This is a genomic window from Bradyrhizobium sp. CCBAU 53351 (assembly GCF_015291745.1).
Lineage (GTDB): Bacteria > Pseudomonadota > Alphaproteobacteria > Rhizobiales > Xanthobacteraceae > Bradyrhizobium.
This window is the reverse complement of the sequence record NZ_CP030059.1, coordinates 6029823-6048489: the sequence shown is the minus strand read 5'-3', so window position 1 is coordinate 6048489 and position 18667 is coordinate 6029823. Positions and strand designations below refer to the sequence as shown.

Annotated in this window: 26 protein-coding genes and 1 riboswitch; of the genes, 7 read left to right on the top strand and 19 right to left on the bottom strand. The window is 65.6% G+C overall.

What is annotated here, in order from left to right:
- Positions 1-43: 43 nt before the first annotated feature.
- The 3 genes from XH83_RS28760 to XH83_RS28750 all read right to left on the bottom strand — a co-directional run bounded on the left by XH83_RS28760 (position 44) and on the right by XH83_RS28750 (position 1992).
- Positions 44-397 carry a hypothetical protein gene (locus tag XH83_RS28760; protein WP_194404001.1) on the bottom strand — a complete coding sequence of 118 codons (354 nt, stop codon included), beginning with the start codon at positions 395-397 and terminating at the stop codon, positions 44-46.
- A gap of 149 nt (positions 398-546) precedes the next feature.
- Positions 547-897: an MmcQ/YjbR family DNA-binding protein gene (locus XH83_RS28755; protein WP_194404000.1), complete on the bottom strand. Its 351-nt coding sequence runs from the start codon at positions 895-897 to the stop codon at positions 547-549.
- A gap of 18 nt (positions 898-915) precedes the next feature.
- Positions 916-1992, bottom strand: a complete 1077-nt coding sequence (locus tag XH83_RS28750) for an alpha/beta fold hydrolase (protein ID WP_194403999.1) — start codon at positions 1990-1992, stop codon at positions 916-918.
- A 129-nt stretch (positions 1993-2121) separates the two neighbouring features.
- On the opposite strand from XH83_RS28750, the gene XH83_RS28745 reads away from it, so the two are divergent.
- Both XH83_RS28745 and XH83_RS28740 read left to right on the top strand, forming a co-directional pair.
- The gene (locus XH83_RS28745; protein ID WP_194403998.1) at positions 2122-2388 is read left to right on the top strand and encodes a DUF2277 domain-containing protein; all 267 of its coding nucleotides are present in this window, start codon (positions 2122-2124) and stop codon (positions 2386-2388) included.
- A gap of 98 nt (positions 2389-2486) precedes the next feature.
- Positions 2487-2708: a hypothetical protein gene (locus XH83_RS28740; RefSeq protein ID WP_194403997.1), complete on the top strand. Its 222-nt coding sequence runs from the start codon at positions 2487-2489 to the stop codon at positions 2706-2708.
- 158 nt (positions 2709-2866) lie between these two features.
- Here XH83_RS28740 and XH83_RS28735 read toward each other — a convergent pair whose 3' ends face one another.
- The 3 genes from XH83_RS28735 to XH83_RS28725 all read right to left on the bottom strand — a co-directional run bounded on the left by XH83_RS28735 (position 2867) and on the right by XH83_RS28725 (position 4690).
- Complete coding sequence (locus XH83_RS28735) at positions 2867-3406, bottom strand: collagen-like protein (RefSeq protein WP_194403996.1); 540 nt, start codon at positions 3404-3406, stop codon at positions 2867-2869.
- Positions 3407-3473: 67 nt separating this feature from the next.
- Positions 3474-3722 carry a helix-turn-helix domain-containing protein gene (locus tag XH83_RS28730; RefSeq protein ID WP_128917339.1) on the bottom strand — a complete coding sequence of 83 codons (249 nt, stop codon included), beginning with the start codon at positions 3720-3722 and terminating at the stop codon, positions 3474-3476.
- 200 nt (positions 3723-3922) lie between these two features.
- Positions 3923-4690: an SDR family NAD(P)-dependent oxidoreductase gene (locus XH83_RS28725; protein WP_194403995.1), complete on the bottom strand. Its 768-nt coding sequence runs from the start codon at positions 4688-4690 to the stop codon at positions 3923-3925.
- 111 nt (positions 4691-4801) lie between these two features.
- On the opposite strand from XH83_RS28725, the gene XH83_RS28720 reads away from it, so the two are divergent.
- Entirely contained in the window at positions 4802-5299 is a 498-nt protein-coding gene (locus XH83_RS28720; protein ID WP_194403994.1) for a J domain-containing protein, read from the top strand.
- Positions 5300-5363: 64 nt separating this feature from the next.
- Here the strand turns inward: XH83_RS28720 and XH83_RS28715 are convergent, their stop codons facing one another.
- The 3 genes from XH83_RS28715 to XH83_RS28705 form a co-directional block, all read right to left on the bottom strand.
- On the bottom strand, positions 5364-5615 hold the full coding sequence (locus XH83_RS28715) for a hypothetical protein (RefSeq protein ID WP_194403993.1): 252 nt from the start codon (positions 5613-5615) through the stop codon (positions 5364-5366).
- Between the two features lie 240 nt (positions 5616-5855).
- Positions 5856-6116, bottom strand: a complete 261-nt coding sequence (locus XH83_RS28710; RefSeq protein WP_194403992.1) for a hypothetical protein — start codon at positions 6114-6116, stop codon at positions 5856-5858.
- Between the two features lie 113 nt (positions 6117-6229).
- Entirely contained in the window at positions 6230-6616 is a 387-nt protein-coding gene (locus tag XH83_RS28705; RefSeq protein ID WP_194403991.1) for a RidA family protein, read from the bottom strand.
- A 468-nt stretch (positions 6617-7084) separates the two neighbouring features.
- Here XH83_RS28705 and XH83_RS28700 point away from each other — a divergent pair, with 468 nt between their 5' ends.
- On the top strand, positions 7085-7519 hold the full coding sequence (locus XH83_RS28700) for a hypothetical protein (RefSeq protein WP_194403990.1): 435 nt from the start codon (positions 7085-7087) through the stop codon (positions 7517-7519).
- A gap of 6 nt (positions 7520-7525) precedes the next feature.
- Here XH83_RS28700 and XH83_RS28695 read toward each other — a convergent pair whose 3' ends face one another.
- Together XH83_RS28695 and XH83_RS28690 are read right to left on the bottom strand one after the other, a co-directional pair.
- The gene (locus XH83_RS28695; protein ID WP_194403989.1) at positions 7526-8176 is read right to left on the bottom strand and encodes a glutathione S-transferase family protein; all 651 of its coding nucleotides are present in this window, start codon (positions 8174-8176) and stop codon (positions 7526-7528) included.
- Between the two features lie 233 nt (positions 8177-8409).
- Positions 8410-8925 carry a mismatch-specific DNA-glycosylase gene (locus XH83_RS28690; protein WP_194403988.1) on the bottom strand — a complete coding sequence of 172 codons (516 nt, stop codon included), beginning with the start codon at positions 8923-8925 and terminating at the stop codon, positions 8410-8412.
- Between the two features lie 97 nt (positions 8926-9022).
- Between XH83_RS28690 and XH83_RS28685 the strand changes: the two genes are divergently transcribed.
- Positions 9023-9508, top strand: coding sequence for a DUF4262 domain-containing protein (locus tag XH83_RS28685; RefSeq protein WP_194403987.1), 486 nt, complete (start codon positions 9023-9025; stop codon positions 9506-9508).
- 81 nt (positions 9509-9589) lie between these two features.
- On the opposite strand, the gene thiC is transcribed toward XH83_RS28685, so the two are convergent.
- From thiC to XH83_RS28655, 6 genes are all read right to left on the bottom strand, one after another.
- A complete protein-coding gene (gene thiC, locus XH83_RS28680; RefSeq protein WP_194403986.1) occupies positions 9590-11488 on the bottom strand; it encodes a phosphomethylpyrimidine synthase ThiC in 1899 nt (632 codons plus the stop codon).
- 182 nt (positions 11489-11670) lie between these two features.
- The gene (locus tag XH83_RS28675) at positions 11671-12276 is read right to left on the bottom strand and encodes a thiamine phosphate synthase (RefSeq protein ID WP_194403985.1); all 606 of its coding nucleotides are present in this window, start codon (positions 12274-12276) and stop codon (positions 11671-11673) included.
- Positions 12263-13045: a thiazole synthase gene (locus XH83_RS28670; protein WP_194403984.1), complete on the bottom strand. Its 783-nt coding sequence runs from the start codon at positions 13043-13045 to the stop codon at positions 12263-12265. Before XH83_RS28670 ends, XH83_RS28675 begins: the two co-directional genes overlap by 14 nt.
- Before the next feature lie 174 nt (positions 13046-13219).
- The gene (gene thiS / locus XH83_RS28665; RefSeq protein WP_194403983.1) at positions 13220-13417 is read right to left on the bottom strand and encodes a sulfur carrier protein ThiS; all 198 of its coding nucleotides are present in this window, start codon (positions 13415-13417) and stop codon (positions 13220-13222) included.
- Complete coding sequence (locus tag XH83_RS28660) at positions 13408-14430, bottom strand: FAD-dependent oxidoreductase (RefSeq protein WP_194403982.1); 1023 nt, start codon at positions 14428-14430, stop codon at positions 13408-13410. Before XH83_RS28660 ends, thiS begins: the two co-directional genes overlap by 10 nt.
- Positions 14418-14558, bottom strand: a riboswitch (TPP riboswitch). Its footprint overlaps the gene before it by 13 nt.
- Before the next feature lie 199 nt (positions 14559-14757).
- The gene (locus tag XH83_RS28655; protein WP_194403981.1) at positions 14758-15318 is read right to left on the bottom strand and encodes a lytic transglycosylase domain-containing protein; all 561 of its coding nucleotides are present in this window, start codon (positions 15316-15318) and stop codon (positions 14758-14760) included.
- A 242-nt stretch (positions 15319-15560) separates the two neighbouring features.
- Here XH83_RS28655 and XH83_RS28650 point away from each other — a divergent pair, with 242 nt between their 5' ends.
- The gene (locus tag XH83_RS28650) at positions 15561-15761 is read left to right on the top strand and encodes a hypothetical protein (RefSeq protein ID WP_194403980.1); all 201 of its coding nucleotides are present in this window, start codon (positions 15561-15563) and stop codon (positions 15759-15761) included.
- 9 nt (positions 15762-15770) lie between these two features.
- Here XH83_RS28650 and XH83_RS28645 read toward each other — a convergent pair whose 3' ends face one another.
- Together XH83_RS28645 and XH83_RS28640 are read right to left on the bottom strand one after the other, a co-directional pair.
- Entirely contained in the window at positions 15771-17096 is a 1326-nt protein-coding gene (locus tag XH83_RS28645) for an ATP-binding protein (protein ID WP_194403979.1), read from the bottom strand.
- Between the two features lie 13 nt (positions 17097-17109).
- Positions 17110-17910 carry a response regulator gene (locus tag XH83_RS28640; RefSeq protein WP_194403978.1) on the bottom strand — a complete coding sequence of 267 codons (801 nt, stop codon included), beginning with the start codon at positions 17908-17910 and terminating at the stop codon, positions 17110-17112.
- A gap of 180 nt (positions 17911-18090) precedes the next feature.
- Here XH83_RS28640 and XH83_RS28635 point away from each other — a divergent pair, with 180 nt between their 5' ends.
- Positions 18091-18663 carry a hypothetical protein gene (locus tag XH83_RS28635; protein WP_194403977.1) on the top strand — a complete coding sequence of 191 codons (573 nt, stop codon included), beginning with the start codon at positions 18091-18093 and terminating at the stop codon, positions 18661-18663.
- Positions 18664-18667 lie beyond the last annotated feature (4 nt).

Genomic DNA, 18667 nt, shown 5'->3' with positions numbered 1-18667 from the left:
TCGCTCGAACTACCACGCGCGGCACTGACGCGCCATCGCGCGGCTAGACCGCATCCGCCGGCACGAAGCAGCTGATGATGATGGCGCCACGGTGGTGGACGTACCACACCACGGCCTGGCCGACCGGATTGCCGCGGTCGCGGATGATGGCGCGGTCGGGCACCTCCATCCATTGTCCTTCGATCGGCACCCAATAGGCGCCGCCGCGCACATCATAGTCGGTGCGATGGCCGTCGGAGACGTCGCAGCAGGGCACGCCGTTCGGCGCGATGACGCTCTTGAACCAGGCGCGGATGTCGGGCGGGACGTGGTCGTATTGACCGTTGTCGAACCCGAGTGCGGCGCCGGTCAGCGCCGTCATCGCGATCAGCCAGACGCACAGTGCGAGCCTGTGCATGCGATCCCTCCTCGTCGTGGCCTGATCTTCGCGTGCGAGTCCTGCTCGCGTCGATTCCATCGTTGACGCGATTAAGCCCGAGCTATCGGCGCATTGCATGCCCAAATAATATGCGGCGCAGGGGGCGCCGCGCATGATGCGATGCGGTATCAGCTTCGCGATCGCGTCTCGATCGACGCGAGCAGCGATTTCGGTACAACGTTGCGCCAGGCCATATCAAGCGCGCTCCGCAACGTCGTCGGATCGATCTTCGCGAGTTTCACATTCGTGCTGCCGCTCTTGCCCCAGGCGCCAGGGACCGGACGAAACAGCTCCGGTTCGGCGTCGACGAGCATGGCCTGCTGGTCCGGCGTAAGCTTCACCATGCCCCATGTGTCATCGGGATAACCCAGCGTCGCGAACACGCGCTTGCCGATGCGGAAGTCGGCATGACCGTGATGTTCGCCCTCGATGACGCCGGGAAGCGCGAGTGCAGACTTGCGAAAGCGGGATTTCGACATGCCGTCTTGCTGCTCGCATTACATCGTCCGCTGCGGGGCGGTCTGCAACAATTGCCGGACCTGCTCGACGTAGAATTTGGCATTGCCCGTAGTGCCGTGGCCGCGCGTCTCGGTGCTTGCCGGGATGAGATACAGCTTGCCGTTCTTGACCCGCTTCATCGCTGCGTCGGTGATGCCAGTCTCCGGCGGATTGCGCTCGTCGTCGGCGGAATTGATCAGCAGCAGCGATGCTTCGATGGCTTCGAGTTTCTCGCCCGCATTGTAGTCGTGCGAGGACTCCCACTGGTAGACGAAGTCGTTGGCATCCGCCGTGATCGGCGTCGCCAGCCGGTCGTCGACCATCTTGTCGGCCTTGGCCGCGGTCGGCGCCTGCGCCTGATAAGCCAGTGTGCCGCCGATGCTGGCGATGCCGTAAGCGGTGGCTGCGTATTTCATCATGCGCGGCTGGCTGGTGTAGTTGCCGCCATTGTAGTCGGGATCGTTGCGGATGGTGTCGAGCATGATCCGCCGCATCATCCAATTGCGCGAGGCCATTTCGGTCGGCTGCGAGGCCATCGGGATCAGCGCGTCCATCGCCTTCGGATATTTCTCGCCCCACAGCCAGGTGTGCATGCCGCCCATCGAATTGCCGATGACGAGGCGGAGATGCTTGACGCCGAGGCCTTCCGTCACCAGGCGATATTGCGCCTCGACCATGTCGTCGTAATTGTATTTCGGGAAGCTGGTTTTCATTCCGTCCGACGGCTTCGATGATTTGCCGTGGCCGATCCCGTCGGGAATGATGATGTAATATTTGGAGGCGTCGAGCGGTTGCCCCGGGCCGAACAGCTCACCACCGAAGGAAGGCCCCAGCATGCCGGTGCCCGAGCCGCCCGTGCCATGCAGCACCAGCACCGGCTGGCCCGTGGGCTCGCCCACGGTGGTGTAATGCAGCTTCAGCTCCGGCATGGTCTCGCCGGTGTGGAACTTGAAGTCCTTGGCGATCCAGTCGCCTTGCTTGGGGGCCGGATGATCGGCGGCCGATATGGGTGTGGAGATGGCCGACATCGAAATCGACAGCAGAACGGCCGACAGCGCCGCGCAGAGCATCTTCATGTTGTTCTCCCCCGTTGCGGCTCATGGTCGGCGGCCGCGTTACGGCGGAACTTAGCAGAACTGCGAAGAAGGATGTAGGATTTCAGCTCCGCCGATCGTCTTCATGGAAACATCCGGAGAGAGGCCTGCATGTGCCGCAACATCAAGACGCTGTTCAACTTCGAGCCGCCGGCGACGGAGGATGAGATCCACGCCAGCGCGCTCCAGTTTGTGCGAAAATTGTCCGGCTTCAACAAGCCGTCGCAGGCCAACGAGGCGGCGTTCGACCGTGCCGTGGCGGAGGTTTCGGAGGCCGCGCGGAGACTCCTGAGCTCGCTGCACACCCATGCCCCGGCGCGCGACCGCGAGGTCGAGGCGGAGAGGGCCAAGGAACGCTCGCGGCTGCGCTTCGGCTAGCGATCGCTGACAAGCCCATTCCGTGATCTGGCTCACGGAAGAAAGCCTCCAGGTAAGCGATGGTGTTCGCCGGGGTTTTGACAGCCCGGAGCACGATCATGAACCGCCCCCTTCTTCCCCTGAAAGCAGGTGCCATTGTTTTCACGCTGCTATGGACGGCGTGGATGATGTGGTGGAGCGGCTCGTTCTCGAGCGCGAACGTGATCATCCTGGCGCTGTGCGGCGCGGCGGTCGGCTATCTCTGGTATCGCGCCATGCGCTGGCAGTTCGAGCGCATGGGCATGCTGCCGCACAAGGACGACGCGTCCGGTTCGTCTTGACCTGGCTGGTGTCCCGGACGCGGTGCGGCGGGAAGTGCCGCTCCGCAAAGCCGAGGCCCAAATGACCCGCACATCGCTTGGCGAGACGGGCCCTCGCTCAGCAGCGCAGCATTGCACGCCGCGCTGCGTCCAGGGCACTAAGCGCTCGGATGCGGCACTTAGTCCTTCTGGCCGTGCTTCTTCTTTTTCTTCTTCTTCCTGGGCCCGTCGCCTTCGCCGTCGTCGCTCTCGGTGTCGACGGTCGCTGCATCGGGCTCCTGCACGGCGGCCTCCAGCGCTTCGCGCTCGGCGGCTTCGCGCTCGCGCTGACGGCGCCGCTCGTCCCAGGCGTCGAACAGCTGATCGAGCCATGGCAGCACCTGTTCGATCGAGGGCAATTGACCGGCAGGTCCCGGCTCGCCGCGCGGGCCTTGCGGCCCCGCAGGTCCTTGCGGCCCCGCAGGTCCTTGCGGCCCTGCAGGACCCTGCACGCCGATGGCCCCGCGCGGGCCGGCCTCGCCTTGCTTGCCTTGCGGACCGGGCTTGCCCTGAGGTCCCGCCTTTCCGAGCGGCCCCGGCTTGCCCTGCGGACCCGGCTTGCCGCGCGCGCCGTCGGGGCCGCGCCGGCCCGGATGACCCTGCGGTCCCGGCCGTCCCGGCTCGCCCTGCCGTCCGCGCGGCCCTTGAGGTCCCTGCCGCCGTCCCTGATCGTCTGCCACGCCACTGCTCCCCTGTCACGGAAGCAAGCTACTTAGCGGCGTTTGACGACAGCAGCAATTCCGCGCGCTAATCCTGATAGGCGGGCACGTCGATGCCGGAGGCGGCGTAGAGCTTGATCTTGTTGCGCAGCGTGCGCACCGACAGGCCGAGCACGCGCGAGGCGCGCGTTCGGTTGCCGTCGCAGCGCGCCAGCGTCTGGAGCACGAGCTCGCGCTCGACCTCGTCGACGGTGGCGCCGATCAGAAGCGGAACGATCTGGTTAGGAGCAAGAAATTGCGCGCCCGGCTCGGACGCGGCGACATGAACAGTGGTCATCAACACACTCCCCGATCAACGCCCGCTTCCATCGTTGGAAGCGGATCGAGAACAAACGACCCCCAAGCCGTAGATCCACGGTGGTCGGGTTTGGTTAACGAAAGGTTAATTGGGGAGCATCGCACCAGATGACCTCGGGAATGCCGCGAAGCCGCCGCGATTGGCAGAAGATGCATATCAGTGCGGTCCGGTCTGCTCCCTCACACCGTCCGGTAGCCACCGTCCACCATCACGATCGTTCCCGTGACATAGGCCGACAGATCCGACGCGAGGAAGAGCGCGGGGCCGACGATATCCTCCGGTTTGCCGGTGCGCGCCAGCGGGGTGTGGTCGAGGAAGGCCTGCACCAGCGCCGGATTGGTGGCGCGCACATTGGCGTTGATGTTGGTCTCGATGAAGCCCGGCCCGATCGCGTTGACGCGCACGCCTTCCTTGCCGAGCTCAACCGCGAGCGCCTTGGTGAAGCCGAGCACGCCGTGCTTCGAGGTCGTATAGGCCGCCGAGCTCGGCGTGCGCAGATGCACGAAGGACTGGATCGAGCCGATATTGACGATGCGGCCCTTGCTCGCGCGCAAAGGCGCGAGGAAGGCCTGCGTCATGTTGAAGACGCCGTTGAGGTTGAGCGAGATGATGTCGTTCCAGTCCTTCGCCACCGTTTCGGCCTCCGCGGTGAAGGCGTTGCGGCGGGTGATGCCGGCATTGTTGACGAGGATCGAGACCTGCCCGACCTTGCCTTCGACCTGCTTTGCCAGCGCGAAGCAATCCTCGCGCCTGGTCACGTCGAGCGCAAAGCTCTCGGCCTTGCCACCCGCTTCTCGGATCTCCTGCGCGGCCTCCGCGACCGTGTCGGAATTGACGTCGAGCAGCACCACCCGCGCGCCCTCGCGCGCATAGCCGGCGGCGATCGCGCGGCCGATGCCGGAACCGGCCCCGGTGACGACGGCGATGTGGTTTGCGAGCAATGCCATGACATTTTCCTCCCGATTTCTTTTCGAAGTTTCACCAAACGCTAACTCGAAATTAAGGGGTCGGAAACGGCAGCCTTGGCATACTGATCTTGATTGCTAAACGTTGCACGCATGATGGAACGGCTCGACACTCGGCTGGACTCCTGGAAACTGGCTCTGGAACGCCTGCGGTCGGCGCAATCCGCCGACTTCGCCCAGGCGGGCCGGCTCGTGGCCGAGATCGCGCGGATGAGCGTCGACGTCACGCTGCGCCAGGCGGCGGAGCAGGCGCTGCCGGTGCTGCGCCAGGCGGTCGACAATGACGATGACGGCGTCACGCTGGCGGCGCAGCGCCGTCTCGGCGTGGTGCTCGAGGTCGTCCATGATTTGACCGCGCCGCGCTTCGGCCGCCGCAACGCCACGCCGAAGAAGCTCTCCAGCGAGGATCGCGCCCGCAAGATGCTCGGCCTGCCGCTCGCGGTGCAGCTCACCTGCGAGGACATCAACCAAGCCTATCGCCGCGCCGCCAAGGGCATGCATCCCGACCACGGCGGCAGCGCGCAAGCCTTCATCGACCTCGCCGCCGCGCGCGACGTCCTGATCCATCCCGGCGCGCACAAGGACGCGTGAAAAACAAAGCGGGCAAGGACGAGGTCTTCGTCCTTGCCCGGCTCTTCGTCCGCCGATCGAAATCCTACCAGGTGCAGTGGCCGTTCTTCAGCGCGGCATCCTTCGCCGCGAGGGCGTCGATGAAGGTCGGCATGCTCGCGCTGGCACGGTGATAGCCGGCCGGCCACGGCGTGGTCGGGATGCTCTCGTCCCAGATCTGGCAGAAGCCCGAGTCCTGCCAGCGGATCAGGTGATAGCTGGCCTGTGCAGGGCTCGCGGCGACGAACGCGGTGACGGCAAGACCGGCGGCAGCGCACAGCACGGAAATACGACGCATGATCAGCTCCTCAAATGAATGATGTGATGCGCCTCCCGGCAATGCGGGGAGGGCTTGTGCCGGACGCCTGTGGGTGATGCGCGCCGGACAAGATGTGAGTCATTCCACGCGCCGATCAGGTTCAAACATCGCGCGCGGGACCTGGCCGGTTTCGGCGGCAGAAAATGCGCAGGTCCCGCAAAAGAAAAGGGCGGACCGCTCGCGCGATCCGCCCTCGACATCCGTCTTGTCGCGTCAAGCCTAGAGCGTGCAGCGGCGCTCCGCGCGCATCTTGATCTGGAGGTCGGACGCCTGCTGGAAGGTCGGCATCGGCTTGCTGACGACCTTGTAGGTCGACACCCCGATCTGGAGAGGCTTGTACTGCAGGTCCTCGTTCCAGACCTGGCAGATGCCGGTGTTGTCCCAGCGGATCACGTAATAGCCGGCCTTGGCGGACGCGGGCACGGCGAACACGGAGGAAGCGATGCCGGCAACGGCACAGAGGGCGAGAACGCGACGCATGAAATATCTCCTGAAGGGAAGGTGAGAGGAAAACTGGTGCGGCAAAACAATGCTTCTGGCAAGCCGGGCGGCGGTCGATCACGGATATGTCAGCCGTCCCTCCGCCGTTCGAACTAGCCCTTCGCCAGCGAGGCCACCGCCTCGATCTCGATCAGCATCTTCGGATCGGGCAGGGCCTGCACCACGCACGTCGTGCGCGCCGGGTAAGGCGGCGGGCCGAAGGCGCCGGCATAGAGCGCATTCATGGCGGCGACGTCGGAGGGGCGGGTCAAGAGCACGTTGACCTTGGCGAGGTCGCGGATACCGGCGCCGGCCTCGTCCAGCACGCGCTTGATGTTGACGACGACATTGGCGAACTGCGCCTCGAAACCATCAGGCAGCGCGCCATGGGCGTCGAAGCCGGGAATGCCCGAGACGAACAGGAGATCGCCGACCCGCGTCGCAAAGGACAGCGGCGGCGCTTTCACGTGGGGCGGGGGTGCGAAATGCTGGATCGGCATGGGATCACCTCGCAAGGACGGTCGCTGATGCCACAAGCGTAGCGGCAGGTGAGAGGGCCTCAAAACAAAAAATGCAAAAACAACCCCATGCACAGTAGGGAGGGGACGGAAATCATTGAGCTTTTTGAAATTCGAAAAGAGCGAAATGATCGTCTGCTTCGTCGGGCAAAACAGGGGCATCATCGCATGCTGCGATTGGTCCGTGGTGCCGCCCCAAACTCCGCCGTCATGCCCCGGCTTGACCGGGGCATTCAGTACGCCGTGCCCTTTCGGCTCGACCATGACCGCCTCTGGATACTGGATCGCCCGGTCCGAGTGCGCAATTGCGCACTGGCCGGGCGATGACAGCTGAGTGCTCGGCGACGAGCGCGCCTCGCGCCTGATCCCATCATGTTGCCGCCCCCATCAATCAGATACATTCGCCGCGTCTGATTCGAATCCCCCTAAAGACAGCCCCCGGAGACCCCCATGAAGCTTGCATCCACCCTTCGCGCCGCGCTGGTCGCCATCGCGGCCCTGGCCGGACTTTCGACCGCGGCGCAGGCCGACAGCGGTTTCGTGACGCTGACGATCTACAAGGCGGGCTGGATCATCGGCGGCTCGGGCGGCAGCGGCGTGCTCAACTTCCGCGGCCGCAATTATGGGCTCTCGACCGGCGGGCTCGACTACGGCCTCGTCTTCGGCGGCTCCAAGACCGTGCTGCGCGGCCGCGTCAGCAACATCAACCGTCCCTCGGACGTCGCCGGGGTCTACGGCGCTGCCGGCGCGGGCCTTGCCGTGGGCGCCGGCGCCCGGGCCATCGTGCTGACCAACCAGAAGGGCGCGGTGCTGGAGCTGTCGGGCACGCAGGTCGGGTTGATGGCGAATGCCGATCTCAGCGGCCTTGCGATCACGATGCGGTAGGGACGGCTACGAGCGCGCCGTTGCGGTGAACACCGCAAGCTGCGCGTCGAACGCGCGGCGGAACGCGGGCCGTGCCTCGCCGCGCGCGACGTAAGCGGCGATGGCAGGATATTCATCGAGCAGGCCCGATGTGTTCAACCGCCGCAGCACCGTCACCATCATGAGATCGCCGGCGCTGAACGCGCCGTCGAGCCAGTCCGCACCACTGATGCGAGCGGACAATTCGCCGAGCCTGACGCGGACGCGATCCTGCAACATCGGCAGCCGCTCCGCGGACCAGCTCTTGTCGCGCTCGAAGAGCATCGCCATGGTGAGCTCGACGATCGGCGGCTCAATTGTGCTCAGCGCGGCGAACATCCACGCGATCGCGCGGGCGCGCGTATTGGCATCTTTAGACAGCAAGCCATCATGGCGCTCGGCGATGTGCAGCACGATTGCGCCGGACTCGAACAGCGCGAGATCGCCATCCTCATAGGTCGGAATCTGCCCGAACGGATGGAGCGCAAGATGCGCGGGCTCCTTCATCGCCTTGAACGACACGAGGCGGACGTCGTAGGGCTGACCGACCTCCTCGAACGCCCAGCGAACCCGCATGTCGCGGGCCTGGCCCTTGCCGCGGTCGGGGGAGTTTTCGAAGGCGGTGATGGTGGGGGGCATTGGAGGCTCCGGGGTGATCGTTTCCAGGACGAACGACGGATGCTGTCTCCGACAGACTGTGTGCGAAATATCGGTGGTGGCGTGCCCCGGACACAGTGCAGCGCGCTGCCCCTTGCGGCGCGATGCGCTGCAGAGCCGGGTCCCATGACGAACGCGTGCCGGAGCTTCTGGGTCCCGGGTCTGCGCTACGCTTGCCCGGGATACGAGAGCAGACGCAATCCGGCAGTCGCCGTTCAGGGGGCGCGACCAATCCACGCCCCCAGTTCGCGCCACGGCTCGATCGTCCAATGCCCGGACGCCGCGCCGGACGGCGAGGGAAGCACGAATATCTCCGGCAAGCTTCCGTCGCGCACCTGCCGCCCCAGCGCGATCGCAGCCGACGGCTTGCCATAAAACAAGCTCGCCGCCTTCTTGCTCGTGAACGCGATCGTTCGCGGCCGATACTTTTCGATCTTGGCTTTGAAGCCGGGTACGTCGATCGAAGCAGCCTCGATCTGGTGATCCATCCCGGCACCCGACTTGGACAGATCAGTGAAGCCGATCCCGAGCGCGATCAGCTCCGCGAACTCGCCTGGCTGATAGCGCCGCGGCGTGATTCCGGACTCATGGATCGCGCGCCAGAAGCGGTTGCCGGGATGCGCGTAGTAGTGCCCGAGCTCCGCCGAGCGCGTCGAGGCGGCGGTGCCGACGAAGACGAGGCGGAGGTTGGGACGGAGCTGGTCGGGAAGGCGGTGAATGATGTTGGACATCTTCGATGCAGCTATTGGCTTACTTCTTCCCTGAATCTGCCGTCGTTATTATCAGAGGCGTGTGAGCGCCGTGCGCCTCAGGCCGGCTGGAGGATTTATGCAAGACCAATTTGAGTGGCCCAAGCCGGAGCACGAGGCCGACAAGGTCATCCTGCGCAATGTCCGCAACCACGGCTGCCATATCACAGGCGTACCAGATGCCAATCCACCATTTGCATTTTCGATCGGTCTGTATCTGAACTACGGCCACCCCGAACTCCTTATCTTCGGTCAGAGCGCCCAGAACGCGCAGGCGATCATCAACCTGATCCGCGATCGGGCTGCGGCGGGAGATAAATTCGACGACGACAGTATCTCCGACGAACTGCTGGAGAACGGCTACAAGCTCGGATTCTGGCAAGTGCCGTTGGCGGCTTATCCTGATTACCTCGGCACTGCGGTCTGGTTCTACCGGAAATCGCGACTTGCGTTCCCCTGCCTGCAAGTCATTTGGCAGGACGTCAACAGGCGATTCCCTTGGGAGCCGGAATGCTCGGTCTCCGTGAAGGCGGATCAGCCATTGTTGAAGAAGACCGTTTCTTGAAGCGACGCTTCTGCAAGAAAGCCGGGCGAATGGCCCGGCTTTCTGAATGGAGCAGCTGAGTTTGGGCGAGCAGGAGGGCCCTCACAACACCCGATTACTCTCCTTCACCTTCTCCGCATCCAGATAAACGCTGCTCCCCATCTCCTTGAACTTCGCGCTCATCTTGGCCATGCCGTCTTCTGCCGTGCCCTGCATCGACATGCCGACGCTGTTCGGGTCGTTCAGCGTCGCCGCATAATCCCGCACGTCCTGCGTGATCTTCATCGAGCAGAACTTTGGGCCGCACATCGAGCAGAAATGGGCGACCTTGTGGGCTTCCTTCGGCAGGGTCTCGTCGTGGAAGTTCTTCGCGGTATCGGGATCGAGGCCGAGGTTGAACTGGTCGCTCCAGCGGAAGTCGAAACGGGCGCGGGAGAGGGCGTCGTCGCGCAGTTGCGCGGCGGGGTGGCCCTTGGCGAGGTCAGACGCGTGAGCCGCGATCTTGTAGGTGATGACGCCGGTCTTGACGTCGTTGCGATCGGGCAGGCCGAGATGCTCCTTCGGCGTGACGTAGCAGAGCATGGCGCAGCCGAACCAGCCGATCATGGCGGCCCCGATGCCTGACGTGATGTGGTCATAGCCCGGCGCGATGTCGGTGGTCAGGGGCCCAAGCGTGTAGAACGGAGCCTCGCCGCACTCCTTGAGCTGCTTGTCCATGTTGATCTTGATCTTGTGCATCGGCACGTGGCCGGGGCCCTCGATCATGACCTGGCAGCCCTTGTCCCACGCGATCTTGGTGAGCTCGCCGAGGGTTTCGAGCTCGGCAAACTGCGCGCGGTCGTTGGCGTCGGCGATCGAGCCCGGACGCAGGCCGTCGCCGAGCGAGAACGAGACGTCATACTTGCGCATGAGGTCGCAGATCTCGTCGAAATGCGTGTAGAGGAAGCTCTCCTTGTGATGCGCCAGGCACCACTTCGCCATGATCGAGCCGCCGCGGCTGACGATGCCGGTGACGCGGCTGGCGGTGAGGTGGATGTAGGACAGGCGCACGCCGGCGTGGATCGTAAAGTAGTCGACGCCCTGCTCGCACTGCTCGATCAGCGTGTCCTTGTAGAGCTCCCAGGTCAGCTTGACGGGATCGCCGTTGCACTTCTCCAGCGCCTGGTAGATCGGCACCGTGCCGATCGGCACCGGCGAGTTGCGCAGGATCCATTCGCGGGTGGTGTGGATGTTGCGGCCGGTCGAGAGGTCCATCACGGTGTCGGCGCCCCAGCGGATCGCCCACACCATCTTCTCGACCTCTTCCTCGACCGACGAGGTCACCGCGGAGTTGCCGATATTGGCGTTGATCTTGGTCAGGAAGTTGCGGCCGATGATCATCGGCTCGAGTTCGCTGTGGTTGATGTTGCAGGGAATGATGGCGCGGCCGCGCGCGATCTCGTCGCGCACGAACTCGGGCGTGATGAAGGCGGGGACCGCAGCGCCGAAGCTTTCGCCGTCGGCAAGGGCGGCTTCCGCGCGCTCGAGCTGCTGCTTGCGGCCGAGGTTTTCGCGGGCGGCGACGTAGATCATCTCCTTGGTGATGATGCCGGCGCGGGCGAATTCGAGCTGCGTGATCTTGTGGCCGTCGAGGCCGCGCAGCGGCTTGTGATAGGCCGAGAAGGCGCGCGCAGCCTTGTCGGTGGAGACGCTGCCATTGTCTTCCGGCTTGATCTGGCGGCCCTCATATTCCTCGACGCCGCCGCGCTCCAGAACCCATTGCTTGCGGCTGCGGGCAAGGCCGGCGTTGACGTCGATCGTGACGGAAGGATCGGTGTAGGGGCCGGAGGTGTCGTAGACCGGCAGGTTCGGCTCGCCGGCGCCTTCGGACAGGATGATCTCGCGCAGGGGCACGCGCAGATCGGGGGCGGCGTCAGGGGACGCGAAGATCTTTCGCGAGGAGGGAAGCGGGCCGGTGGTGACGGCGGGGACGGTTTTTTCGGGGTTGGAGCGGATGTTCATGGGATCCTCCGGTTAATTCGTTGATGTCGCTGCGCGAGGAGCGATTACAGCTGTCATCCCCGCGAAGGCGGGGATCCAGTACTCCGAGGCGGCGCGGCTGGAGCCGTGAAGCCGCGGTGTACTGGATCGCCCGGTCAAGCCGGGCGATGACAGTTGAGTTTGAGGCGAGAGCGGTGCGCACATCACGCCGCCTCCTTCAGGCCGAGCCATTGCCGCACCCGCGCATCGGGGTCGGCGTTCTGGGTGACGTCGGACACCACCGCGATCGAATCCGCGCCCGCGGCAAAGATCTCCGCAGCGTGCTCGAACTTGATGCCGCCGATGGCGACCAGCGGGATGGTGCCGATGCGCTTCTTCCATTCGGTGATCTTCGGAATGCCCTGCGGCTCGAAGCGCATCGACTTGAGCGTGGTGAAGAAGATCGGGCCGAGCGCGACGTAATCCGGCTTTGCCTTGAGCGCGGTTTCAAGCTCGGCATCGTCATGGGTTGAGATGCCGAGTGACAGGCCGGCCTCGCGGATCGCCTTGAGGTCGGCCTCTGCGAGATCCTCCTGGCCGAGATGCAGATATTTTGCGTCGGCGACGATCGCGGCGCGCCAATAATCGTTCACGACCAGCTTGGCTTGCGTGCCTTTCGTGATCGCCAGCGCGTCGGTGACCATCTGCAAGGCCTGCCCGTCATCGAGCTCCTTGGCGCGTAACTGAATGGTGCCGACGCCGAGTTTTGTGAGGCGCTCGACCCACGCAAGGCTGTCGACGACGGGATAGAAGCGATCAGGATACGGCATGCCAGAACGGGGTCCCAACGACAGGGGTGGAAGGGGAGGCGAAGTCGCGGGCGTTCATTAGCCCGGCCTCGTAAGCGGTGCGGCCGGCCTCGATACCCAAGCGGAAGGCCTTGGCCATCGCGACGGGATCGGCGGCCTTTGCGATCGCGGTGTTGAGCAGCACGGCATCATAGCCGAGCTCCAGCGCCTGCGCGGCGTGGCTGGGCGCGCCCAGGCCGGCGTCGACCACCAGGGTGATGTCGGGCAGGCGGTCGCGCAGCAGCTTCAGCGCATCGCGATTGGTGATGCCCTTCGCGCTGCCGATCGGCGCGGCCCATGGCATCACCACCTTGCAGCCGGCATCGACCAGGCGGTTGGCGACCGAGAGATCCTCGGTGCAATAGGGGAATACTTCAAAACCGTCCTTGACCAGGATGGTGGCGGCTTCGACCAGGCCAACGACGTCGGGCTGCAGCGTGTCGTTGTCGGCGATCACTTCGAGCTTGATCCAGCTCGTGCCGAACAATTCGCGCGCGAGTTTTGCGGTGGTCACCGCCTCGCGCACGGTGCGGCAGCCCGCGGTGTTCGGCAGCACGGTGACGTCGAGCTCGCGGATCAGGTTCCAGAACGCGTCGCCGCTCTTGCCGCCGGCGGATTCGCGCCGCAGCGACACCGTGACGATGTTCGAGCCGGAGGCGCGGATCGCGCTCTGCATGATCGCCGGCGAGGGATAGAGCGCGCTGCCGATGAGCAGGCGCGAGGCGAAGGTTTTGCCGTAGAAGGTCACCATGTCGAAGGTGTCTCCTTGAATGACGGTGCCAGCCCAAACGTATCTGTCATCCCCGCGAAGGCGGGGATCCAGTATGCCGCGGCAGTACGGCGGGAAACGTGAGGCCGCGGCGTACTGGATCGCCCGGTCAAGCCGGGCGATGACAGTGGAGTGTGGAGTGAGAGCATCATCACCTCACCCTCCCTGCCGTGGCGTGATGATCTCGATCTCGTCGCCGGCCTTCAGGCTCGTCTCGGCCCAGCGGCTTTTCGGCACGACGTCGTAGTTCAGCGCGATCGCGAAATGGGTGCCCTCGTAATCGAGCTCGGCGAGCAGCGCGTCGACGCTGGCCGCGGTCACGTCGCGCTGCTCACCGTTGACGATCAGACGCATTGCATCACCTCGTTGTCGATCTGGCCGCGCTCGACATAGTTGAGCGTCAGCTCGGCGAGCGCGGGGGCGATCAGGAAGCCGTGCCGGTAGAGCCCGTTGACGGTGATCCTGCGGCCGCGAATGCCGATGCGCGGCAGATTGTCGGGAAAAGCGGGACGAAGCCCCGAGCCGAATTCGACGATGCGGGCTTCGCCGAAGGCCGGATGCACCGCATAGGCGGCGCCGAGCAGCTCGAGCGCGGAGCGGACGCTGACGCCGGTGTCCTCGGCCTCGATCGAGGTCGCGCCCAGCATGAACAAATTGTTCTCGCGCGGGATCACGTAGAGCGGCCAGCGCGGATGCATCAGCCGCACTGGGCGCGCGAGCTGCACCTCGGCGGTCTCGATCAGGATCATCTCGCCCTTGACGCCGCGAAGCTCCGGCTCCTCGTCGCGGGCGCCGAGGCCGCGGCAGTCGATCACGATGCCGTCAGGGTCTTTTGCGAGATCGTCGACGGTGACGTCGCTTTCGAACTTGATGGTGCCGCCGGCGGCGCGGATGCGCTCGTGCAGCTGCGGCAGCACGCGGCGCGGCTCGACATGGCCCTCGGCCGGGAAGAACAGCGCGTCGCGGAAGCGGCCCTCCAGCGACGGCTCGAGCGCGGCGAGCCCGGCGGCGTCGAGCCGGCGGTGATCCTCGGTCATGCGGGCAAAGCGCTCGAAATCGTTGCGCTCGCGTGGATGGGCGACGACGAGCGAGCCGTTGAACGGCGTGTCGGGCAGCTCGCGCCGCCAGACGTCGAGCGAGCGCAGGCCGAGCCGGCTGATGATGGGTTCGGCGACCTCCGCCTCGCAATAGGGCGCGAGCATGCCGCCGGCCCAATGGCTGGTGGCGTCCGTCATCGCCTCGTCACCGCGCTCGTGCAAGGTCACGGCATGGCCGGCCTGCGCGAACAGCAGAGCCTGCCAGGCGCCCGCAATGCCTGCGCCGATGATGGATACCGGAGAATCCGGTCGCTTGGTCGTTTGCAACATCCCTGTCCCTTCGCCGGCATGACCCGGATCAGGTTCAAAGGGTCACCGCGGTCCTGGCAAGCCGGTTGATCGGCATTGCCCGTTTAGCGGTATCTCAGCTCCTCCTCGGAGCACCCCTCGGAACAGGTCTAATGTAGGACAGTGGGGCGGGGTGGTCAACGCGTGTTGGCCGGGAACCGCAGCGCTCGTGCCCCGGACGCGATGCAGTGCGCCGCCCCTTGGCGGCGTGATGCGTCGCTGAGCCGGGGCCCATTTGGCGGAGGAAGGGCTGGGTCCCGGCTCTGCGCAGCAGCGTTGCACGCTGCGGCGCGTCCGGGACACGGGGAGTTACCGCGAGGCCTGCGCCCGCGCGTTGCGCACGCGCTGGGCCAGCTTGCGGTGCGGCACATTGCCGAACATCGGCTGCGGATTGCCGTTCGGCTCCAGCCAAGGTTGACCCATAACCCCCTGGCCCATGGTCTCGCCCATGTTGGCGACCTGCACGGCCTCCTGACGCTGGCGCTTGGCGGCATAGTAATAGCCGCCGGCGAAATAACGCACGGCGCGGGCGTGGTCGCCATTGGCAGCGCGATAGGCGCCGGCGAGGTATTTCACGGCATAGGTGAGGTTGGTGTTGGGATCGCGCAGGCCCGCGGCATCGCCGGTGTAGCCGACGCCGCGCGCGGTCGCGAGCTTGATCTGCATCAGCCCGATGGTGCCGCCACGGCCGACGAGGTGGGGCTGATAACGGCTCTCGCGCATGATCACGCGATGCACCAGCGCTTCCGGCACGCCGTTGGCGCGGGCATGGGCCGCGACCATCTCGGCATATTCGGCTTCACCGGCGAAGGCCGCCTGCGGCAATGTCAGTCCGGCCACGAGCAGCACGGCAATGCGTAAAATCTTCATAAGATATCCCTGAGGCCCTCTCGGTGACCTGCGCCCGGCTGCCGATAGGCCTCCCGAACGCGGCGATGATGTGACCAAACGCCGCCGCTGACGATTTTGCGGCGCAGAGCCGCTGTTACGACTCAATGCCGGGCTAAGGGTTCCTTCAGGGCGGACGACCCCCACTCGCGGCAGCAAGGCTGTCTAGTCGCGCAAGCGCGCGAAAGCGAGTAGGAAGCGGCTAGCAAATCGGGAGAGGTGCCATGACAAAAGCAGTCCTCAGCGACACCCCCAGGCAAAACCCCTGTGCCCAGTGCGGCACGCCGATCCCGCGGCCCGACTGGATCGAGCCGGGCGAGGGGCGCGTCTCCTATCTCTGGACCTGCCACGCCTGCAACTATCGCTTCGAGGCGGTGGCGATCTTCGAGGAGGCGGCCGTCGAGCACCCGCCGCTCGCGGCGTAACGGGCGATCCTAAGCCGCAGCCAGGCGCGGCTGTTGCCACAGCGGCAATTGCATCCGCACGATCAGTCCGTGCGGTTCGCGGTCGTGCAGCGACAGCTCGCCGCCATGGGCGAGCGCGATGGCGCGCGCGATCGACAGGCCGAGCCCGAAGCCGGTGGACTCGTCCATGGTGCGCGCATCGTCGCCGCGCACGAACGGCTCCAGCATCTCCTGCTTGCGCGCGTCCGAAATGCCGGGGCCGTCGTCCTCGACGTCGATCACGAGCCTGCTGCCGGAGACGTCGAGGCGGATCGTCACCTCGGCGCCGAAGCGCACCGCGTTCTCGACGAGGTTGGTGACGCCGCGATGCAGATCGTCGGGCCGCGCGGCGGCGGTCGCGGAGGCCGGCCCGTCGTAATGCACGACATGGCCCATGTCGCCGAACTGGTCGGCGACGAGCTGCAGCGTGCTGGCGATATCGACCAGCGTCACGGCCTCGACCTTGCGGTCGTTGCGCAGCAGCGACAGTACGCTCTCCAGCATCGCGCGCATCTGGTCGAGGTCGATCAGCATGCGCTTGCGATTGGTTTCGTCCTCGATGAACTCGGCACGCAGGCGCAGCCGCGTGATCGGCGTGCGCAGATCGTGGCTGATCGCGGCCAGCATCCGGGTGCGGTCCGACATCAGGCGGGCGATCCGCTCGTGCATGCGGTTGAGCGCGCGCGCCACCGAGCGGATCTCTTCCGGGCCGCGCTCGGGCAGCGGCTCCGCCCCACCGTCCAGGCTGAAATTCTCGGCGGCCTTGGCGAAGGACGACAGGGGAGCTGCCAGCGCCCGCGCCGCCCACAGGCCGAGCACGGTGACGCAGATGAAGGCGCTCATCAGCGCCATCAGCCAGGGCGCGCCCCAGAACCATGGCCGCGGTCCGCCGTCGACATGCCCTGATATCAGGGTGCCGTCGGGCAACTCGACGCCGATGCGGGATTGGTTGCCGCCCGAGGCCAGCTGGACCGGCTTGTAGCCGCGCCCGAGATGACGGCGCATTGCACGCAGGTGCTGATTGTCGCTCTCCTCGACGCTTGCGGTGCCCGGGGCGAGCACTTCGATGCCGAGCTTGGGGAAGGCGCGCGCGAGATCGGCGACGAGGCGCGGTCGTTCGCCGGGCTCGGCAGAGCCGAGCAGCAGCGCGGCATCGGTCAATTGGTGCGCGCCGTCCGGCGGCGTGTCGGGGCGATCCGGCCGGCTGATCAGGAAGGCGGTGGTGACGACGAGATGCAGCGCGAGGGTCGACGCCAGCACCAGCGCGGCGATCTGCCCGCCGATCCCCTTGAGGTGGAAGAACCCGAACGGCTTCATCGTCGGCGTCCCCTTAATTGCTCAGGGGCGCCGCAACCGCTTCAATGCCTGCTGCCTGGGGGCTTGCCGCGGGAAGGCTTGTCGCTTGAGGATTTGCGACCTGGGTTCGCGGCGTGAACAGATAGCCGCCGGAGCGCACCGTCTTGATGAGCGTGGGATCGGCCGGGTTGGGCTCGATCTTGCGGCGGATGCGGCTGACCAGCACGTCGATGGAGCGCTCGAACGAGCCGGTGTTGCGCCCTTGCGTGAGGTCGAGCAGGCTGTCGCGCGACAGCACGCGGCCGGGCCGTTCGCAGAAGGTGCGCAACAGATCGAATTCGGCGCTGGTCACCGCGACGCGCGCGCCCTCCGGATTGCGCAATTCGCGCAGCCGCAGATCGATGTGCCAGCCCTCGAAGGTGAGCGTGGAGGCGCCCTCGATCGAGCTCGCCGCCTGCGCCGCAGCCTGGCGGCGCAGCACCGCGTTGATGCGGGCAAGCAGCTCGCGCGGGTTGAAGGGTTTTGGCAGATAATCGTCCGCGCCCATCTCCAGGCCGACGATGCGGTCGACGTCCTCGCCGCGCGCGGTCAGCATGATGATCGGCGTCTGCCCCTCGGCACGCACCTTGCGGCACAGGCTGAGACCGTCCTCGCCCGGCAGCATGACGTCGAGAATGATCAGGTCGATGCGGTGATCGGCCATGGCGCGCGACATCTCGCGGCCGTCGCTCACGGCGGTGACGTTGCAGGCGTTGTTGCGCAGGTACTTCGCAATCAACGTCCGGGTTTCGCGGTCGTCCTCGACGACCAGGATGTTGGGATTGGGAATGGCCATGCGCTTTGTTTGTCCAAGATTCGGGCCAAATGGCGAAGATTTTTGTTTCGGATTGCTTCTGTCCGGCGTCCCGCAACAGGCGGCAATCGTGTGCTCGCGGAGCAGCAAGGTCTCGTTAAGGCCGTTAACCATACCGTGGCGTGGACAGCAGCGAAACCCCGCAAAACCCACGGAGCCATCATGACCTCGATTTCGGCGGCTTCCGCCGGCAACATTCAGTCCCCGCTGCAGCGGCTGCAGCAGGAATTGCAATCGGAAGTGTCCGCCGGCACGGTCTCGTCGGCGGATCAGTCCGCGCTCTCGACGGCGCTGACCGACATCGACACGGCACTCCAGCAGAGCCGGTCGAGCGATGGGTCGAGCGGCACGCGCCCCTCCAAGGCGGACATGCAGTCGAAGATCGACGGCCTCATCTCGAACGAGGTGTCGAACGGGACGCTGACCTCGGACCAGGCCGAAGCGCTCAAGGGCGTGTTTCAGTCCGCCTTCGCGAGCGGTCCCGGCGGGGCGGGCGGCCCCGGTGGCGCAGGCGGGCCGCCGCCCGGTCCGCCGCCCGACGACAGCTCCTCGGATTCCTCGTCGTCCACGGACACGACCAGCAGCAGCTCCAGCGACCAGACCATTGCCGAGATCCTGCAGCAATTCCTCCAGGCGCTGCAGCAATCGCAATCGTCGACATCGTCCTACGGCGCCAACGGCGGCTCATCCGGCAGCTCCGGCTTCTCCGCGCTTCTGATCGACTACAAGAGCTGACCCC